The sequence below is a fragment of the Microbacterium sp. ARD31 genome, from assembly GCF_031844425.1.
This window is the reverse complement of sequence record NZ_JAUZVE010000002.1, coordinates 171,896-188,024: the sequence shown is the minus strand read 5'-3', so window position 1 is coordinate 188,024 and position 16,129 is coordinate 171,896. Positions and strand designations below refer to the sequence as shown.

Genomic DNA, 16,129 nt, shown 5'->3' with positions numbered 1-16,129 from the left:
TGAATCCGCCGCGCGGCATGCGCGACTTCCTGCCCGCCGACAAGGCCCGACGCGAGCGAGTGCTCGCCGTCATCCGCGAGCGCTACCGTGCGCACGGGTTCGACGAGATCGAGACCCCCGTGATGGAGGAGCACGGCCGTCTCCACGCCGGCATCGGCGGCGACAACGAGAAGCTCGCCTACAACGTGCTCAAGCGCGGCCTCGACGCCGACGCCATCCGTGCCGCGGCCGACGATCCCGCGGCCCTCACCGACCTCGGGCTGCGGTACGACCTGACGGTGCCGCTCGCGCGCTTCTACGCCACGAACCGCGGCGCACTCCCGACGGTCTTCCGTGCGGTGCAGATCGCCCCGGTGTGGCGTGCGGAACGCCCGCAGAAGGGCCGCTACCGCCAGTTCGTGCAGTGCGACATCGACATCATCGGCGACGCCGCGCCGCGCGCCGAGGCCGAGCTCATCGTCGCGACCCTCGACGCCGTGGACGCCCTCGGGCTGCGCGGCGCGAACGTGCGCATCAACGACCGGCGCGCGCTCGATGGGATGCTGGCGAGCTTCGGCTTCGCCGAGGCGGACCGCCCGGGTGTGCTCATCACGATCGACAAGCTCGACAAGATCGGGCCGGAAGGGGTCGTCGCCGAGCTGCGCGAGCGCGGCGCCGATCCCGCCGCTGTGGCGGAGTTCGCGGAGTTCCTCGACCGCGCACCCGCACCGGCGGCGCCGTTCGGCGCGGAGGCGATCCGAACGGCTCTGCCCCCGGGAGTCCCCGACGAGGTCGTCGCGCACCTGGCGGGCGTGGGCGCCGCCGTCGCCGCCGCCCTCGGCGCAGACGACGCGAGCCCCCTGGTGTTCGACCCGTTCCTGGTCCGCGGGATGGGGTACTACACCGGCACCATCTTCGAGCTCGCGCACCCCGACGTGTCGTACTCCCTCGGCGGCGGGGGACGCTACGACGGCATGATCGGGCGCTTCCTCGGACAGGACGTCCCGGCCGTGGGCTTCTCGATCGGCTTCGAGCGCATCGTCGACCTCGTCGCGAAGGACGACGCTACCGCCGCCGCCGCGATCGTCCTCGTGCACGACCGCGACGTTCCGCTGGACGAGCTGCTCGCCCTCAAGACGCGCTTCGTCGCCGAGGGCGCGCGGGTGCGCCTCGAACAGCGCACCAAGAACCTCAAAGCGCTGCTGGAACGTGCGGCCGCCGACGGCTACGGCGCGTTCGCGCTCGTCGCGGCGGGATCCGCGCGCGAGAGCCTCGAGGTCAAGCCGCTCGCGTGACCCGCCGTCGCACGAGCCGGTAGAGCACGCCCGCTCCCACCACCGCCACGCCTGCGACGACGCTCTGCCACGGCAGGGTCAGACACAGGATGCCGCACCCGGCCGCGCCGATGGCCTGCAGCATCCGCGGGTATCGCCGAACCCCGCCACGCTGGCGGTAGGCGGCGACGTTGGCGACGAAGTAGTACAGGAGCACGCCGAAGGACGAGAAGCCGATCGCGCCGCGGACGTCGACGAGCAGGACCACCCCGACGACGATGGTCGCGACGACCGCCTCCGCACGGTGCGGGACGCGCCACCGCGGATGCACCGCCGCCAGGGCGTGCGGCAGGTCGCCTTCGCGGGCCATGGCGAAGGTCGTGCGGCCGATGCCGGCGATGAGGGCCAGGAGCGCCCCGAGCGAGGCCGCCGCGGCTCCGACGCGGACGATCGGCTCGGCCCAGGGCCATGCGGACCCGGCGACCGCGTCGGCGACGGGCGCCGTCGACGCCGCGGTGGCGTCGGGCCCGAGTGCGGTCAGCACCGAGACGCCGACGACGGCGTAGGCCACGACGGCCCCCGCGAAGGCGAGCACGATGGCGCGGGGGATGGTGCGCTCCGGATCGCGGACCTCCTCGCCCATCGTGGCGATCCGTGCATAACCGGCGAAGGCGAAGAACAGCAGTCCTGCGGACTGGAGGATGCCGTACCAGCCGCCCGTCCACAGCGCGTCGGCGCCGAGCACGTCGGCTCGCGGCGCCGTGCCCGCCGCGGCGACGGCGACCGTGAGGCAGAGCAGCACGACCACGACGATCACGCGGGTGAGGGCGGCCGTGCGCGTCACCCCGAACCAGTTGACCGTCGCCAGCGCGACCACGGCGACGGCGGCGACCACCCGCTCCCACCCTTCCGGTGCGGCGTACGCCGCGAACGTGAGCGCCATCGCGGCGCAGCTGGCGGTCTTTCCGATGACGAATCCCCACCCGGCGACGAACCCCCACCACGGCCCGAGCTCGGCGCGGCCGTAGGCGTATGTGCCACCCGACGTCGGATGGGCCGCGGCGAGCTGCGCGGAGGACGTCGCGTTTCCGAAGGCCACGACCGCCGCCAGGGCGAGCCCGATCAGCAGCCCGCTTCCGGCCGCCGCGGCGGCGGGGGCGAACGCGGCGAACACCCCCGCGCCGATCATGGAGCCCAGGCCGATGAAGACGGCGTCGCGCAGGCCCAGACGACGCGACAACGAGGGTGCGGTCACCGCGGCACTGTATCGCGGCGAGGGATCGCCCCGACGCCCGTCACCGCCGCGACACATGCCGTTCACCGGCATCCGGTCGGATCCGACCATGCACCGGTCCCGCCTGGCTCTCGCCGTCGCGCTCGTCGCGGGCCTTCTCGCCCTCGGTGCGCTGGCGCTGCGTGCCGTGCTGCGGCGCCAGGCGGCGCTGGCCCGGCGCCGGATCGGCAAGCCCCTGGGCGAGCAGGCGCCCGACGCCGACCGGGTGTGGCGGCCGTCGCTGGCGGGCGAGCCGCTCGACCTGCTCATGCTCGGAGACTCCATCGCCGCGGGCCTGGGCGCTCCCCGCCCCAAGGACACCCTCGGTGCGCGTCTGGCCAAGGCCCTCGCCCGGCGGGAGCAACGTCCCGTGCGGCTGCGGACGGCCGCGGTGGTCGGCGCGGAATCGGCGGGCTTGGCCGGTCAGATCGATGCACTGCCGGCTGACTACAGGCCCGAGCTGGCCGTCATCGTGGTGGGCGGCAACGACGTCACCCACCGCCTGCCGGTCTCGCTGGCCGCGGCGCACCTCGCGCGGGCCGTGGAGCGTCTGCGCGGCCGCGGCGCCGAAGTGGTGGTCGGCACCTGCCCCGACCTGGGCGCCCTGCGCGCGGTGCCGCAGCCGCTGCGCGCGCTCGGGTCGCGGCTGTCGCGCCAGCTCGCCGACGCGCAGGCCGTCGCCGCGACGAAGGCGGGAGCCCGGGCGGTCTCGCTGCGCCGCGCCGTGGGAGAGGTGTTCGTCTCGCGACCGGACGAGATGTTCAGCCTCGACCGGTTCCATCCCAGCGCCCTGGGGTACCGCCGGACCGCCGACGCGCTCCTCGTCGCCGCGTCGGCGGCGCTGCGGGATGCCGGTGAGAGCGCGCACTGAACCCGTGACGGTCCTTGACGGCACGGCGCGGGACTTGTTGGCTGAGCACATGGCCGATCCCACTGCCGATCTCGCCCGCCGCGTCGACGCCTACCTCACCGCCACGCTCGTCGGACATGACGACGCGCTCGAACGTGCGGTGGCCGATCAGCAGGCCGCCGGCCTGCCGGCCATCGAGGTCGCGCCGGTGAACGGCAAGCTGCTGCATCTGCTGGCCCGCATATCGGGAGCCCGGAGAGTGCTCGAGATCGGCACGCTCGGCGGCTACTCCACGATCTGGCTCGCGCGCGCCCTGCCCGAGGGCGGACGCGTCGTCACGATCGAGGCCGAGGAGCGCAACGCCGAGGTGGCGCGGGCGAATCTCGATAGGGCGGGCGTCGGCGAGCGGGTGGAGATCCTCCTCGGCCGCGCCGCGGATGTGCTGCCCACCCTCGACGGCGCGGACCCCTTCGACATGGTGTTCATCGACGCCGACAAGGAGTCCAACACGATCTACTTGGACTGGGCGGCCCGCCTCGGGCACAGCGGCACCGTCGTCGTGGTCGACAACATCGGGCGCGCGGGAGAGGTGGCCAATCCGGCGACGGAGCGATCCGATGTGATCGGCACCCAGCGCGGCCTGGAGATGCTCGGCCGCGACCCGCGTTTCGATGCGACCGCCCTGCAGACCCTCGACCTCAAGGGGTACGACGGGATCGCCATCGCCCGGCTCGTGTGACGGCGCGACGATGTCGCCGGCATCGGGCATCACTAGACTCGGGGGCGGACCGACGACGCTCCCATGAACCACCCTCCACAAGCAAGGAGCTTCCTGTGGCACAGATCGAGGCTGTAGGCGCGCGCGAGATCCTGGACTCGCGCGGCAACCCCACCGTCGAAGTGGAGGTGCTGCTCGACGACGGGATCGTCCAGCGCGCGGCCGTCCCCTCCGGCGCATCCACCGGCGCGTTCGAAGCGTACGAGCTGCGCGACGGCGACAAGAGCCGCTACGGCGGGAAGGGCGTCCTCAAGGCCGTCGCCGCCGTCATCGACGAGCTCGGCCCTGCCATCGAGGGCGTCGAGGCGAGCGAGCAGCGCGTCGTCGACGAGATCCTCCTCGAGACCGACGGCACCGAGAACAAGTCCCGCTGCGGCGCCAACGCCATCCTCGGTGTCTCGCTCGCCGTGGCGAAGGCCGCGGCCGACAGCGCCGACCTGCCGCTGTTCCGCTACCTCGGCGGACCCAACGCGCACGTCCTTCCCGTGCCGCTGTTCAACGTCATCAACGGCGGCGAGCACGCCGACAACGGCATCGACATGCAGGAGTTCTTCCTCGCCCCCATCGGCGCCGAGACGTTCGCCGAGTCGCTGCGCTGGGGCACCGAGGTCTACCACGTCCTCAAGGGCGAGCTGAAGGCCGCGGGCTTCGCGACGGGCCTCGGCGACGAGGGCGGCTTCGCCCCCGACCTGCCGAGCAACCGCGAGGGTCTCGACTTCCTCGTGCGCGCCATCGAGAAGGCCGGCTTCACTCCCGGTAGCGACATCGCGCTGGGCCTGGACGTGGCGGCGACCGAGTTCTTCAACGACGGCGTGTACCGCCTCGACAACAAGGACTGGACGGCCGCCGAGCTCACCGAGTACTACGTCGGGCTCGTCAACGACTACCCGATCGTGACCATCGAGGACGCGCTCGCCGAGGATGACTGGGACAACTGGAAGGCCCTCACCGACGCGCTCGGCACCAGGACGCAGCTCGTCGGCGACGACCTCTTCGTCACCAACCCGCAGCGCCTGGCGGACGGCATCAAGCGGGGCGTCGCCAACTCGCTCCTGGTCAAGGTCAACCAGATCGGCACGCTGTCCGAGACGCTCGACGCGGTCGACATGGCCCACCGCGCCGGCTACACCGCGATGCTGTCGCACCGCTCGGGTGAGACCGAGGACACCACGATCGCCGACCTCGCCGTCGCCACCGGCGCCGGTCAGATCAAGAGCGGCGCGCCCGCGCGCAGCGAGCGCGTGGCGAAATACAATCAGCTTCTGCGCATCGAGGAAGAGCTGGGCGACGCGGCGACCTTCATCGGCCGCGCGGCCTTCCCGCGCTTCACCAGCTGACGGCCGCCTCGCGCGGTCGCGAGACCGACACCGAGAGGGGGGAACATGGCGAAGAGCCCTAGTCCCCCCTCTCGCGTTCCCCGGCGCGCGTCGGCCGGGGCGCGCGCCGCGCGCGGTGCCGTCGACGCGCGCGTCTGGCTGTCGGGCATCCGGCTGTCCGGCTTCATGGTGATCATGCTGGGGCTGGTCGTCCTCGCCGCCTTCGTTCTCGTCCCCACCGTGGGTACGTACGTCTCGCAGCGTCAGCAGCTGGCCGCCCTCGAAGAGAGCGTCCAGCTCACCCGCGACGAGGTCGCCGACCTCGAGGCGCAGCGCGACCGCTGGCGCGACCCTGCCTACATCACCACGCAGGCCCGCGAGCGGCTTTACTACGTGCGTCCCGGCGAAGTGGTCTACCTCGTCGACAACGACCTGCCGCCCGAGCTGGTGCCCCAGGAGCAGCGCGCCGTCAGCGAGGACGTGCAAGCCACCCGCACCGACTGGATGGGCCAGCTCGTCCGCTCGATCACCGAGGCGGGGCTCGCCACCACCGGAGTCGCCCCGATCACCGTCGGCGTGCCCGATCCGGCGCCGACCCCGTCGCCCTCCGACACCGCGGAGTAGTCCCGAGGTCGCCGCGGATGCAGACTCGTCCCAGGCGACGGCGCTAGCCTTGCCGGGTGACGACGCCGCCCTACGCCCCCGTGTCCGACGCCGATCTGGCGGTGCTCCGCCAGCAGCTCGGACGCCCTGCGCGCGGCGTCGTCGGCATCGCCGCGCGCTGCGTGTGCGGCAATCCGACAGTGGCTGCGACCGCTCCCCGGCTGGACGACGGCACGCCGTTCCCCACGTTCTACTACCTCACCCACCCGGGCGCCACGGCCGCGATGTCGGCCCTGGAGGCCACGCAGGTGATGCGGGAGTTCAGCGACGAGCTCGCCGCCGACGACGAGCTCGCCGCTCACTACAGCGCAGCGCACGAGGCGTACCTGCGCGATCGCGCGGGCTACGGCGCCGTCGAAGAGATCGAGGGCATCTCGGCCGGGGGCATGCCGGTGCGCGTGAAGTGCCTGCACGCCCTCGCCGCGCACGCGCTGGCCGCCGGTCCCGGTGTGAACCCGTTCGGCGACCGCGCGCTGGCCCGGTCGACGTGGTCGCCCGAGCGCTGCTCGTGCGTCGAGCCCGGTACGGCGGGGACCGGCGGATGAGGCTGACCCCGATCGTCGCGGCGGCGACGGCGCTCGTACTGACGCTGGCGTCTCCGTCGGCCGCGGCCACCCCCGAGGCCCAGCCCGAAGAGGACCCGGTCCGCGCCGCGCAGTACTGGCTCGAGGACTACGGCATCGAGGCTGCGTGGGAGACCACCCGAGGTGAGGGCGTGCGCATCGCCGTGATCGACACCGGCGTGGGTCGCGGCCCGGTCGAGTTCGAGGGGGCCGTCGTCGGTGGCATCGACGTGTCGGGCGTCGGCGCCCCCGACGGAAGGATGCCGGTGGGCGCCGTGGACGCCAACCACGGCAGCTGGGTGGCATCGCTCGCAGCCGGCCGGGGCACGGGCCCCGATGAGGGCATGATCGGCGTCGCGCCGGAGGCGGAGATCCTCGCGGTGTCCGTCGGCTTCGGCACCTCGTCGGCCGTGCCGTTCTCGCAGCAGATCGCGGAGGCCATCCGCTGGTCGGTCGACAACGGGGCCGACATCATCAACCTCTCGCTCACCACGAACACCCCGGACTGGGACACCAGCTGGGACGACGCCTTCACCTACGCCTTCGACAACGACGTCGTCGTTGTGGTCGCCGCCGGCAACCGGGGGAGCGGCACCGATCGCGTCGGCGCTCCCGCGACGATCCCCGGGGTGCTCACCGTGGCGGGCGTCGATCCGGACGGCCGCGCGAGCGTCGAAGCATCCACCCAGGGGATCACGATCGGTGTCGCGGCTCCCAGCGAGGAACTCATCGGCGTCTCGGCGGACGGCCGCCTCGTGCGCTGGAACGGGACGAGCGGCGCCGCGCCGATCGTCGCCGGTGTCGCCGCCCTCGTGCGCGCCGCCCACCCCGACCTGGACGCGGCCAACGTCATCAACCGCATCATCAGCACAGCCACCCCGCCCGCGGGCTCCAGCGCCGTACCCGATCCCCTCTACGGCTACGGACTCGTGGACGCCGAGGCGGCCGTCACCGAGACCGTCGCCACGGTCACGGCGAACCCGATGGGCAGCCTCGCGGACTGGATCCGCATCCACCGGCGCGCCCAGAGCGACCCCGTCCCGGAGCCTTCCGCGCAGCCGGTCGAGGTCGACCCGCTCCCGCCCGCGGACCCCGCCGAACGGGCCGCCTCACCGCTTCTTCCGAACCAGCAGACGCTGCTGTACGGAACGGTGCCGCTTCTGGTCTTCACCGTCACGGCTATACTGGTCGGGCTCGGCGTCACCGCTGCTGTCCGACGCATCCGATTGGCGTCCCGCGCGCCGAGCCGCTGACACAGGAGGAGAACTCCAAACCGTGACCAACACCGTGCCCAAGATCCTCATCGTCGGTGGCGGCTACGCAGGCTTCTACACGGCCTGGAAGCTCGAGAAGCTCCTGCGCAAAGGCGAAGCCGACGTCACCGTCGTCGATCCGCTCCCGTACATGACCTATCAGCCGTTCCTCCCTGAGGTGGCCGCAGGTTCGATCGAAGCCCGTCACTCGGTGGTGGCGCTGCGTCGCCACCTCAAGCGGTCCACCGTGATCGCCGGCAAGGTGACCGGTATCCAGCACGCCGACAAGGTCGCCACGATCACGCCCGTCGCCGGTGAGGCGTACCAGGTGGAGTACGACCAGATCGTCGTCACCGCCGGCGCGGTCTCGCGCACCTTCCCCATCCCGGGGATCGCCGACAACGCCATCGGCCTCAAGACCATCGAAGAGGCCGTCGCGATCCGCGACCGCCTCATGTCGAACTTCGACAAGGCCTCCACGCTGCCTGCCGGCCCCGAGCGCGACCGCCTGCTCACCGTCGTCGTCGTCGGCGGTGGCTTCGCCGGCATCGAGGTGTTCGCCGAGCTGCGTTCGCTGGCGTCGTCGCTGATCAAGTTCTACCCGCAGCTGACGTTCGAGGACACGCACTTCCACCTCGTCGAGGCCATGGGCCGCATCATGCCCGAAGTCTCGCTGAAGACCAGCGAATGGGTGCTGAAGGACCTGGCCAAGCGCGGGGCCAACGTGCACCTGGACACCCAGGTCACGGGCGCCGTCGACGGCAACATCGAGCTGTCCACCGGCGAGACGATCCCGTCCGACCTCATCATCTGGACCGCCGGCGTGATGGCCAACCCCACCGTCGTCCGCGGCAGCGACCTCCCCGTAGAGGAGCGCGGTCGCATCCGCACGCGCCCCGATCTGCGCGTCGGCACCGACGAGGAATTCGTCGAGGGCGCGTGGGCAGCCGGCGACGTATCTGCCGTGCCCGACCTCACGGGCGGCGGCGTGGGCGGCTACTGCGTCCCCAACGCCCAGCACGCCGTACGCCAGGGCAAGCTGATGGCCAAGAACATCACCGCCGTGCTGCGCGGCGAGCTGCCGAAGGAATACGTCCACAAGAACCTCGGTGCCGTCGCGGGCCTGGGGCTGTACAACGGCGTCTTCCAGTCCGGCAACATCGCCCTCAAGGGCCTCGTCGCGTGGGTCGCCCACCGCGGCTACCACGGTCTGGCGATGCCCACCTGGGAGCGCAAGTTCCGGGTGGTGTGGGGCTGGTGGAACAACCTCTGGCTGGGTCGCGACATCGTGAACCTCTCGACCGTGCAGAACCCGCGCTACGTGTTCGAGGAGTTCGCCGCGCGTCCCCGCCCGGCACAGCCGGCCAGCACGCCGCCGGCAGAGCCGCGCGAGCAGGGCAAGATCGCCGACCAGCCCGAGAAGGTCGAAGCAGACAAGGAGGCCGCCGCCGCGCGCTGACGGTAGCGTGGTGGCGTCGCGCGAGCGGCGCCCCCGTAGCCCAATCGGCAGAGGCAGGCGGCTTAAACCCGCTCCAGTCCGGGTTCGAGTCCCGGCGGGGGTACGAGTGAGGGCGGCGTCCACGGACGCCGCCCTCACTCGTACCCGGTCGGTACGCCGCACCGGACGCTCGGTGGGTAACGGCTGAGAGACGTCGGTGCGCACCGGTGCGCGAGGGATGCCGTGGCTAGGATGAGGTCAAACCGCGAACGGAGTGCCTGGCAATGGAATGGTTGATCCCCGTCCTCATCGTGGTGGCGCTCGTCGTCATCGCGGGCATCTACCTGTGGGCGACCTACAACTCGCTCGTGCAGCTCAATGTCCGTGTCGACGAGGCGTGGAGCGACATCACCGTTCAGCTCAAGCGCCGCGCCGACCTGCTGCCGAACCTCATCGAAGCGGTCAAGGGGTACGCAGCCCATGAGAAAGCCGTGTTCGAGAACGTCACCCGCGCACGCGCCGAGACCATCACCGCCGAGAGCCCCGCGGCTGCGGGCGTGGCGGAAGGTCACATGCAGCGGGCCCTGAAGTCGCTCTTCGCCGTCGCCGAGGCGTATCCGCAATTGCAGGCGAGCCAGAACTTCCTGCAGCTGCAGCAGTCGATCGTCGACACCGAAGACAAGATCCAGGCCTCGCGCCGGTTCTACAACGGCGGCGTGCGCGAGCTCAACACCAAGATCAAGGTCTTCCCGAACAACCTCTTCGCGCGGAACCTCGGCTTCCACGAGCGCGAGTTCTTCGAGGTGGTCGACGGTGCCGCGATCAGCGAGCCGCCGCGCGTCCAGTTCTGAGCCCGGCGGGCGCCCGTCGTGCGGCCGCTGACGAGAGCGCAGGCGAGGCGACTCGCCGTCCATGCTCAGCTGCTGGGCGCGGCACGCCCGGTCGGCATCGTCGAGACGATCGACGCCCTCACCGTCGTCAACATCGAGCCGACCGCCGCGATCGCGCCGAGCGCCGACCTCATCCTCTGGTCACGCCTGGGATGGCCGTATCAGCCCGATGATCTCGTCCGGCTGGTCGAGGTGGACCGTGCGGTCTTCGAGTGGGGCGGGTTCTACCGCGCGATGACGGATCTCGCCCTGCTGATCCCCGAGATGCGCACTCGCCCGGCATCCCGCTCGGCACGGGACTGGCTCGAGGCCAACGACCGGTTCCGCAGGGACGTGATGGCCAGGCTCCGCGCGGACGGACCGCTCCGGCCGACCGAGATCCCCGACGGTGCTCAGGTGCCGTGGCGTTCCACCGGCTGGACCGACAACCGCAACACGCTGCAGCTGCTCGAGATCCTCGTGATGACCGGCGACGTCGCGATCCACTCGCGGGACGCCAAAGGCCGTCTCTTCGACCTCGCCGAGCGGGTGTATCCGGCCGACGTCGAGACGCTCAGTGCGGAGGACGCGGCGCGCGAGCGGGCGCAGCGGCGCCTGGGCGCGCTGGGCATCGCGCGAGTGCGCAGCGTCGCGCAGCCGGTCGAGGCCATCGATGTCGGCGAGATCGGCGATCCGGTCGTGGTGGAGGGCGTCGACGGCGAGTGGCGGGTGGACGCGGCCGCTCTTGACGAGCTGGACACCTTCGCGCCGCGCACCGCGCTGGTCTCGCCCTTCGACCGACTGGTGTTCGACCGCGACCGGCTGCAGCAGCTCTTCGAGTTCGAGTACGTGCTGGAGATGTACAAGCCCGCGACCGCGCGCCGGTGGGGATACTTCGCCCTGCCGATCCTCCACGGCGACCGGTTCGTCGGGAAGCTCGACGCCAAAGCGGATCGTCGCGCCGGAGTACTGACGGTGCATGCCGTCCACGAGGACATCCCGTTCACTCCCGAGATCGACGACGCGGTCGAGAACGAGGTCCAGGAGCTCGCGCGGTGGCTCGGCCTGGAGCTCAGGCGCGGCTGAGGCCGCGATCCGATCATGCGTCGGGGTACCCCGATCACCGCACGGCGAGCACCATCCGGTCGCCGCGGAAGGAGAGGTCTCCGCGCAGCGTCCAGGTATCGGTGCGGTAGGTGAACGAGCCCTCGTCCCCGGTCCGAGTCACACCGGTCACCGTGGCCACGAGCACACCGTCGGTCGCCGTGAACGACAGATCCTCCTCGGACAGCTCCACCACCGGGTGTGCCTCGATGCGGAAGTCGACCGCCGTCAGGGTCGCGAGGTCCGCCGCCCACGGGATGCGGATGCCGCACCGCTCGGGCACGGCATCGGCGGGGCGCGCGCAGTCGTCGGAGTAGGCGTCCACGCCCTCCTGCGCCCGGGTCTCGGCGTCGGGTCCGAGCGCGGCCCGCACCGTCACCTCGACCTCGGCGCCCGGAAGCGCCAGTGCCTCCTCGCGCCCGACCAGGAGATCACCGGGCGCGGCCTCGACGTCGTAGGCGGCGGGGAGCACCGGCACCGCATCGCCCGCCCGCGCGAGGACACCTCCGATACGGATGCTGTCGCCGAGCGTGGTGCCGGCGGTGACGCTCCCGAGCCCGTCCTGTACGCGCCAGCCGACCGGCGTGCGCACGAGGGCCAGGGTGACACGGGTCGTCGTGCCCCCGAGCGCGATGTCGGCGACGGCGGTCGCGGCGTCGTCGCTGGCCGCGTCGATCGAGCGTACGTCCGGGTCGCTGATGTAGGCCGCGGCGTCGGCGAAGCGTTCGACGATGGCCTCCGGCGGGGGATCGGCCAGAAGAGCGGCCGCATCGTCGCCCTTGCCGGCCGCCAAGGCGGAGAGGAACGCGTCGGCGACGGCATCCGGTCCTGAGGGCCGCGTGAACAGCCACGCCGTGATGACGATCGCCGTGACCGCGAGCACGGTGCCGACGGCGATGCCCATCACCGCTCGAGGTCTCACCCGTCCACGTTAGCCGGTGCGTCACCCGCTGCCCCCGTGGCAGGGGCCGCTTCCGAGACGTCAGGCCGGCTGTCGTGCCGCTCGGCTTCGGGGAGCGCTGCCGCGACGTCATCGGCGGCGTCGCCCCAGCGCGACACCGAGATGCTCTCCAGTCGCTGCCATGCCGCGGCGGTGCGCACCTCGGTGGCGAGGCGCTCCGCGGCATCCGCAGGTCGACCGTGCTCCCACCAGGCCGATTGCACCAGCAGCGTCGAGCGCGCGCGATCCGCCTTGAGGTCGACGCGTCCGACCACGTCGTCGCCGAGCAGGACGGGCAGGGAATAGTAGCCGTAGCGACGGCGCGGGGCCGGTGTGTAGATCTCGATGCGGTACGCGAAGTCGAAGAGCCGCTCGGCGCGGTCGCGGAACCACACCATCGGATCGAACGGTGTCAGCAGTGCGGCGGCGTCGACGCGCCGGGGGAGGACGGCGTCGCGGTGCAGCCACGCCTTGGCCGGTCTTCCCGCGCTGGTCCAGCCGGCCACGGTGACCGGCTGCAGAACGCCGGCGTCCTGGAGTTCGGCGATCGCACGGTGCACCGCCGGTCGATCCCTGAGACGCCAGTAGTCGGCGAGGTCGGATGCCGTCGCCACGCCGTACGCGGCGCTCGCTCGCGCGACGAGTTCTCGGATCGCGTCCGGCCGCGGGATGACGGAGTCCAGGACCGCAGCCGGTATCACCTGCTCCGCGAGGGCGTAGCGGCGTTCGAATCCCTGGCGACCCGCAATGGCCACCTCGCCGAAGAGCCAGAGGTACTCCAAGGCGTTCTTCACCACGTCCCAGTCCCACCAGGGCCCGCGGCGCGATGAGCGCTGCGCGTCGTGCTCGAGCTGCGCGGGGCGCAGCGGCCCCCGCTCGGCGAGCTCGCCGCGCACCCAGTCGACGATGTCGCTGTGGCGCCGAAACCATCCGTCCGGGTCAGTGCCGTACTTCGCGCGGTTGTCGTCCATGCGGAAGCGGAAGAGCGCCCAGTCCGCGGCGGGGATGAAGGCGGCCACATGCGCCCAGTACTCCACGTACGGTGCACGGCGGGCGAACAGAAGGCGATCCAGGTCCGCGGGATCGTAGACGCCCAGGCGCGAGAACAGGGGCATGTAGTGCGAGCGTGCGAAGACGTTCACCGAGTCGATCTGCAGCGTCCCCATCCGGCGGATCGCCGAGTTGAGCTGGCGCGTCGTCACCGCGGCGGGCCGGGGCCGGGCGAAGCCCTGGGCGGCCAGCGCGATGCGCCGCGCCTCGGCAGTGCTGAGCGTGGATCTCACGCGCGTCAGCCTAACGACGGCCGCCGACATGTCGCCTCGGGCTCATGAACGGCGCGGTATGCCACGCGCCTAGACTGGCGGGATGAGCGGCTCCGACGACAAGCCGCGCGGCTCCCTGCTGGACGCGCTGAAGGATCGCAGTCGCGTCGTCTCGTCCGAGATCGGCGCGACCGTTCCGCGCGGGCTGCGCATCGCCACCGCCTACTCGTGGCGTCTTCTGGTCGTGGCCGCCGCAGCCGCCGTGGCCATCTGGCTGATCATCCAGCTGAAGCTCCTCGTCATCCCCCTGCTGATCGCGATCCTCATCACCGCCCTCCTCTCACCGGGGTTCGGCTGGATGCTGCGTCATCGCGTGCCCCGCTGGCTGGCCATCGTGGTCTCGGTGCTCACGACCCTGGCGGTCGTGTCGGGCCTGATGTGGCTGGTGATCTGGCAGGTGACCCGCGAGTGGCCGTCGGTGAGCGAGCGCACGGTGGAAGCGGTGGGAGAGTTCCGGCAGTACCTCATCCAAGGGCCGCTGCACCTGACCGCCGGGCAGATCGACGACCTGCTGGGACAGGCGTGGTCGCTCATCCAGGAGCAGGCGGGTGCCCTGTGGAGCGGTGCGCTGGCGATCGGCACGACCATCGGCCACGTCGCCACCGGTGCGCTGCTGACCCTCTTCATCCTCCTGACGCTGCTGGCGGACGGGGCGGGGATCTGGCGGTGGAGCACGCGGCTGTTCCCGCGGCGCGCGCGTCCGGCCGTGGACGGCGCGGCGCGCGCCGGATGGGTGACGGTGGTCAACTACGCGCGCACGCAGCTGCTCGTTGCCACGATCGACGCCATCGGCATCGGGCTGGGCGCGTTCTTCCTGGGCGTGCCTTTGGCGATCCCGATCGCCGTCCTGGTCTTCCTCGGCGCTTTCATCCCCATCGTCGGTGCGGTTCTGACGGGCGCGGTCGCGGTGTTCCTCGCGCTGGTCTACAACGGGCCCTGGATCGCGCTGTGGATGCTGGTGGTCGTGCTCGGGGTCCAGCAGCTGGAGGGTCATGTCCTCCAGCCCCTCCTGATGGGCTCGGCCGTGAAGGTGCACCCGCTGGCGGTGGTGCTCGTCGTCGCCGGCGGCGCTCTCATCGCCGGCATCCCGGGCGCCCTGTTCGCCGTGCCCCTCGCCGCCTTCGTCAACGTCGTCGCCGTGTACCTCGGCGATCGCGCGTGGGAGACCGGGGCAGCGCCGCCCTCGGGCGATCTCATCTGGTCCACCGTCCCGCGTCCGAGGAGGACACCCGCGTGAGCACCGACCCGTCGTCCGTCGTGGCCGGCCGCATCCCCACTTTGGCGGAGGTCGACAGCGCCGCTGCGGCCCTCGCCGGCGTGATCTCGACCACGCCTCTGGACTACTCGCAGAATCTCAGCGATGTGCTCGGCGTCCCCGTCCACCTCAAGCTCGAGAACCTCCAGCGCACCGGCTCGTTCAAGATCCGGGGCGCGACGTACCGACTGTCGCGCCTGACCGCCGAGGAGCGGGCGCGCGGGGTCGTCGCGGCGTCCGCGGGCAACCACGCCCAGGGTGTCGCGCTGGCGGCCAAGGCCCTCGGCATCCACGCCACGATCTTCATGCCGCTCGGGGTGCCCGTGCCGAAGCTGCTCGCCACCCGCGGCTACGGTGCGGACGTCGTCCTCGAGGGCGCCACGGTCGAGACGCCGCTGCGTCTGGCGGCGGAGTTCGCCGAGCGCACGGGCGCCGTCTTCATCCACCCCTTCGATCACCCGGACGTCATCGCGGGGCAGGGCACCCTCGGCCTGGAGATCATGGACGAGCTTCCCGACGTCGAGACGATCGTGGTGGGGATAGGCGGGGGAGGGCTGCTCGCCGGCGTCGCCGCCGCGGCCAAGGCCCGCGCGCGTGCGGCCGGGCGAACGGTGCGCATCATCGGGGTCCAGGCGGAGAACGCCGCGGCCTACCCGTCGTCGCTCGCCGCCGGGGAGCCCCTCGAGATCGAGACCCGCCCGACGATCGCGGACGGCATCGCCGTGGCGCGCCCCGGCGACCTTCCCTTCGAGATCATCCGCGACCTCGTGGACGATGTCGTCACCGTCTCCGACGACGACATCGCCCGGGCGCTCCTCGTGCTGCTCGAGCGGGCCAAGCAGGTCGTGGAGCCCGCGGGTGCCGTGGGGGTGGCCGCGATCCTCGCCGGCAAGGTCACGGCGTCGGGGCCGACCGTGGCCGTGCTCTCGGGCGGAAACATCGATCCGCTCCTCCTGCAGCGCGTGGTCGCGCACGGACTCGCGGCCTCGGGACGCTACATGACCCTGCAGATCCCGCTGCCGGATCGTCCCGGTCAGCTCGCGCGCGTCTCGGAGCTGCTTGCCCACGCGGGAGCCAACGTCATCGAGGTGCTGCACACGCGGCACGGACAGGGCCTGCAGATCAGCGAGGTGATCCTGCAGCTGAGCGTCGAGACGCGCGGCGAGGAGCACCGCGCACACGTCATCACGGTGCTCGAAGAGGCGGGTTACGCGCCCACCGTCGTGCCGGACTGACCCCGGAACCCACCGCC

The 16,129-nt window shown here is 71.8% G+C and carries 15 protein-coding genes and 1 tRNA gene; 13 read left to right on the top strand and 3 right to left on the bottom strand.

The genetic code is table 11. From position 1 onward, the window contains the following. Positions 1-17: 17 nt before the first annotated feature. A complete protein-coding gene (hisS, locus tag Q9S36_RS07615; RefSeq protein ID WP_311285061.1) occupies positions 18-1,274 on the top strand; it encodes a histidine--tRNA ligase in 1,257 nt (418 codons plus the stop codon). Here hisS and Q9S36_RS07610 read toward each other — a convergent pair. Continuing rightward, positions 1,258-2,508 (bottom strand): amino acid permease, encoded by a 1,251-nt coding sequence (locus Q9S36_RS07610; protein ID WP_311284602.1) that lies wholly within the window; start codon positions 2,506-2,508, stop codon positions 1,258-1,260. The two genes, hisS and Q9S36_RS07610, sit on opposite strands and share 17 nt — an antisense overlap. An 88-nt stretch (positions 2,509-2,596) precedes the next feature. Here Q9S36_RS07610 and Q9S36_RS07605 point away from each other — a divergent pair, with 88 nt between their 5' ends. The 10 genes from Q9S36_RS07605 (at position 2,597) to Q9S36_RS07560 (ending at position 11,342) form a co-directional block, all read left to right on the top strand. After that, the gene (locus tag Q9S36_RS07605) at positions 2,597-3,397 is read left to right on the top strand and encodes an SGNH/GDSL hydrolase family protein (RefSeq protein ID WP_311284601.1); all 801 of its coding nucleotides are present in this window, start codon (positions 2,597-2,599) and stop codon (positions 3,395-3,397) included. Between the two features lie 49 nt (positions 3,398-3,446). Further along, entirely contained in the window at positions 3,447-4,115 is a 669-nt protein-coding gene (locus Q9S36_RS07600; protein ID WP_311284600.1) for an O-methyltransferase, read from the top strand. Between the two features lie 95 nt (positions 4,116-4,210). Continuing rightward, positions 4,211-5,491 carry a phosphopyruvate hydratase gene (eno, locus tag Q9S36_RS07595; RefSeq protein WP_251450430.1) on the top strand — a complete coding sequence of 427 codons (1,281 nt, stop codon included), beginning with the start codon at positions 4,211-4,213 and terminating at the stop codon, positions 5,489-5,491. A gap of 45 nt (positions 5,492-5,536) precedes the next feature. Beyond that, positions 5,537-6,094, top strand: coding sequence for a septum formation initiator family protein (locus Q9S36_RS07590; protein ID WP_311284599.1), 558 nt, complete (start codon positions 5,537-5,539; stop codon positions 6,092-6,094). Positions 6,095-6,150: 56 nt separating this feature from the next. Beyond that, entirely contained in the window at positions 6,151-6,678 is a 528-nt protein-coding gene (locus Q9S36_RS07585; protein ID WP_311284598.1) for a DUF501 domain-containing protein, read from the top strand. After that, complete coding sequence (locus Q9S36_RS07580) at positions 6,675-7,949, top strand: S8 family serine peptidase (RefSeq protein WP_311284597.1); 1,275 nt, start codon at positions 6,675-6,677, stop codon at positions 7,947-7,949. The genes Q9S36_RS07585 and Q9S36_RS07580 overlap by 4 nt, the downstream gene beginning before the upstream one ends. A gap of 34 nt (positions 7,950-7,983) precedes the next feature. Further along, positions 7,984-9,408, top strand: a complete 1,425-nt coding sequence (locus Q9S36_RS07575) for an FAD-dependent oxidoreductase (protein WP_311285060.1) — start codon at positions 7,984-7,986, stop codon at positions 9,406-9,408. Between the two features lie 29 nt (positions 9,409-9,437). Further along, positions 9,438-9,511, top strand: a tRNA-Leu gene (locus tag Q9S36_RS07570). Positions 9,512-9,671: 160 nt separating this feature from the next. Then, a complete protein-coding gene (locus Q9S36_RS07565; protein WP_251450422.1) occupies positions 9,672-10,238 on the top strand; it encodes a LemA family protein in 567 nt (188 codons plus the stop codon). A gap of 18 nt (positions 10,239-10,256) precedes the next feature. Further along, positions 10,257-11,342 (top strand): DNA glycosylase AlkZ-like family protein, encoded by a 1,086-nt coding sequence (locus Q9S36_RS07560; RefSeq protein WP_311284596.1) that lies wholly within the window; start codon positions 10,257-10,259, stop codon positions 11,340-11,342. A gap of 34 nt (positions 11,343-11,376) precedes the next feature. Here Q9S36_RS07560 and Q9S36_RS07555 read toward each other — a convergent pair whose 3' ends face one another. Both Q9S36_RS07555 and Q9S36_RS07550 read right to left on the bottom strand, forming a co-directional pair. Continuing rightward, positions 11,377-12,282: a hypothetical protein gene (locus Q9S36_RS07555; protein ID WP_311284595.1), complete on the bottom strand. Its 906-nt coding sequence runs from the start codon at positions 12,280-12,282 to the stop codon at positions 11,377-11,379. Then, positions 12,279-13,583: a DNA glycosylase AlkZ-like family protein gene (locus tag Q9S36_RS07550; protein WP_311284594.1), complete on the bottom strand. Its 1,305-nt coding sequence runs from the start codon at positions 13,581-13,583 to the stop codon at positions 12,279-12,281. The genes Q9S36_RS07555 and Q9S36_RS07550 overlap by 4 nt, the downstream gene beginning before the upstream one ends. Before the next feature lie 82 nt (positions 13,584-13,665). Between Q9S36_RS07550 and Q9S36_RS07545 the strand changes: the two genes are divergently transcribed. Continuing rightward, entirely contained in the window at positions 13,666-14,859 is a 1,194-nt protein-coding gene (locus tag Q9S36_RS07545; protein WP_311284593.1) for an AI-2E family transporter, read from the top strand. Continuing rightward, a complete protein-coding gene (gene ilvA, locus Q9S36_RS07540) occupies positions 14,856-16,112 on the top strand; it encodes a threonine ammonia-lyase (protein WP_311284592.1) in 1,257 nt (418 codons plus the stop codon). The genes Q9S36_RS07545 and ilvA overlap by 4 nt, the downstream gene beginning before the upstream one ends. The last annotated feature ends 17 nt before the right edge of the window (positions 16,113-16,129 follow it).